The following is a 2,461-nucleotide window of genomic DNA, read 5'->3' on the forward strand; positions in this document are numbered from 1 at the left end:
TGTTGAGTTGCACCCGATCCTGACCCACTAGGGCCTGTAATTTGCATCGAATGTTGACCCACGTATAGAACACTGTCCTGCTCGGCAACGCGCAGGAGTTCGGAGTGATCGACGTGGCCATCTTGAGCATCATTCGACGCTGGCACCTGCGCGACCAGATCCCGCTTCGCGAGATCGCCAGGCGTCTGGGTATCTCCCGCAACACCGTACGGCGCTATCTGCGCGCCGATGTCACGGTTCCCGCCTATCCACCTCGGCACAGCCCGAGCAAGCTAGATGGCCATGCCGCCAAGCTCGCTGCGTGGCTCAAGACCGAGGCCAACAAGCCTCGCAAGCAGCGACGCACGCTTAAGCAGATCCACGCCGACCTGTGCGCGCTCGGCTTCACCGGTTCCTACGATCGTGTGGCGGCCTTCGCACGACGATGGCGGCAAGAGCAGCAACAACAATCGAGGGCTGCAAGCAAGGGCACATTCATTCCACTGCGCTTTGCCGAAGGCGAAGCGTTCCAGTTTGACTGGAGTGAGGACTGGGCCGTGCTTGGTGGCGAGCGCACCAAGCTACAGGTCGCGCAGTTCAAGCTCAGCCACAGCCGAGCGTTCTTCCTGCGGGCGTATCCGCTGCAGACGCACGAGATGTTGTTCGATGCTCACTATCACGCTTTCACGGCGTGGGGCGGCATCCCGCGGCGCGGGATCTACGACAACATGAAGACCGCTGTAGATCGCGTGGGGCGAGGCAAGCTGCGCGACGTCAACCTGCGCTTCAGCACCATGGTCAGCCACTACCTGTTCGATGCCGAGTTCTGTAACCCGGCGTCTGGCTGGGAGAAGGGCCAGATAGAGAAGAACGTGCAGGATAGCCGCCACCGGATCTGGCAGCGGGTTCCACCATTTGGCTCCCTCGATGCGCTCAACGACTGGTTGGCGGACCAATGCGTGCTGTTGTGGCAGCAGACACGACACCCCGAGCTCGATATGACCATCTGGGAAGCGTGGTCCGAGGAGCGCCCGCATTTAATGCCGGTAGGCCAAGCCTTCGATGGCTTCGTGGAGCATACCAAGCGTGTCTCGCCGACGTGCCTGGTGCACTTCGAGCGCAACCGTTACAGCGTGCCAGCGTCGTTCGCCAATCGTCCCATCAGCCTGCGCGTCTACGCTTCACGCCTCGTGTTCGTGGCCGAGAGCCATGTCATTGCTGAGCACGTGCGGCACATCGATCGCAGCCATGGGATCGGTCGAACCATCTATGACTGGCGGCACTATCTCGCCGTGCTACAGCGCAAGCCCGGCGCGTTGCGCAACGGCGCGCCATTCACGCAGTTGCCGGAGGGCTTCAAACGATTGCAGCGAGCCTTACTCAAGCGGCCGGGCGGCGATCGCGAGATGGTGGAGGTGCTCGCACTGGTCCTCCTTCACGACGAGCAGGCGGTGCTGGCGGCCGTCGAACTCGCGTTAGAGGCCGGCGCCCCATCCAAGCAGACGATCCTCAACATCCTGAGCCGGCTGATACAGGGGGAGCCGATCTCTCCCATCACAGCGCCTCAGGCGCTGACGTTGCGGATCGAGCCTGAAGCCAATGTCGGACGCTATGACTCACTGCGGAGGATCAATCATGCAGCATGACATCATGGTGGAGATGCTGAAGGCGCTTAAGCTGCACGGCATGGCGCAGGCGCTGGGTGATCTGGCCGAGCAGGATTCGCCCGCATATCAAGCAGCGGTATCGATCCTCTCTCGCCTGCTCAAGGCGGAGCTCACTGAGCGCGAGGTGCGCTCGCTGGCCTACCAGATGAAGGTTGCCAGGTTTCCGGCGTATCGAGACCTCATGGGCTTCGACTTCGCATGCAGCGAAGTCAACGAAGCACTGGTTCGCCAGCTCCACCGATGTGAATTCCTCGAGTCTGCCCACAACGTCGTGCTGGTTGGCGGACCCGGGACCGGCAAGACCCACATCGGCACAGCGATCGGCGTGCAGGCGGTAGAGCATCATCATCGGCGCGTGCGGTTCTATTCAACCATCGAACTCGTCAATACGCTGGAACTGGAGAAGGCAGCCGGCAAGCCCGGGCATCTGGCGACGCGAATGATGTACGCCGATCTGGTGATCCTCGACGAACTGGGCTATCTACCATTTAGCCAGGCCGGCGGCGCCATGCTGTTTCACCTGATCAGCAAGCTCTACGAGCGCACCAGCCTCATCATCACGACAAACCTGAGCTTCGGTGAGTGGTCGGCTGTCTTCGGCGACGCCAAGATGACCACCGCACTGCTGGATCGTCTGACCCATCACTGCCACATCGTTGAAACGGGTAACGACAGCTACCGATTCAAGAACAGCAGCATCCAGCCCAGCAAGGAGAAACGCACTAAGCAGACACCAATCAGTGAAGAGGCATGACCTTGGGGTGGGTCAATTTTCGATGCAACTGGTGGGTCAGTTTTAGGTGCAAATCAACACC

General features: G+C 60.7%; 2 protein-coding genes. Both read left to right on the forward strand.

Annotated elements, in window-relative coordinates:
- Nucleotides 1-104 precede the first annotated feature (104 nt).
- Nucleotides 105-1,625: an IS21 family transposase gene (istA, locus tag LDO41_RS34100; RefSeq protein ID WP_223995888.1), complete on the forward strand. Its 1,521-nt coding sequence runs from the start codon at nucleotides 105-107 to the stop codon at nucleotides 1,623-1,625.
- Nucleotides 1,615-2,400, forward strand: a complete 786-nt coding sequence (gene istB, locus LDO41_RS34105; protein WP_223995889.1) for an IS21-like element helper ATPase IstB — start codon at nucleotides 1,615-1,617, stop codon at nucleotides 2,398-2,400. The genes istA and istB overlap by 11 nt, the downstream gene beginning before the upstream one ends.
- Nucleotides 2,401-2,461 lie beyond the last annotated feature (61 nt).

It is taken from the genome of Cupriavidus pampae (genome assembly GCF_914271485.1).
Lineage (GTDB): Bacteria > Pseudomonadota > Gammaproteobacteria > Burkholderiales > Burkholderiaceae > Cupriavidus > Cupriavidus pampae.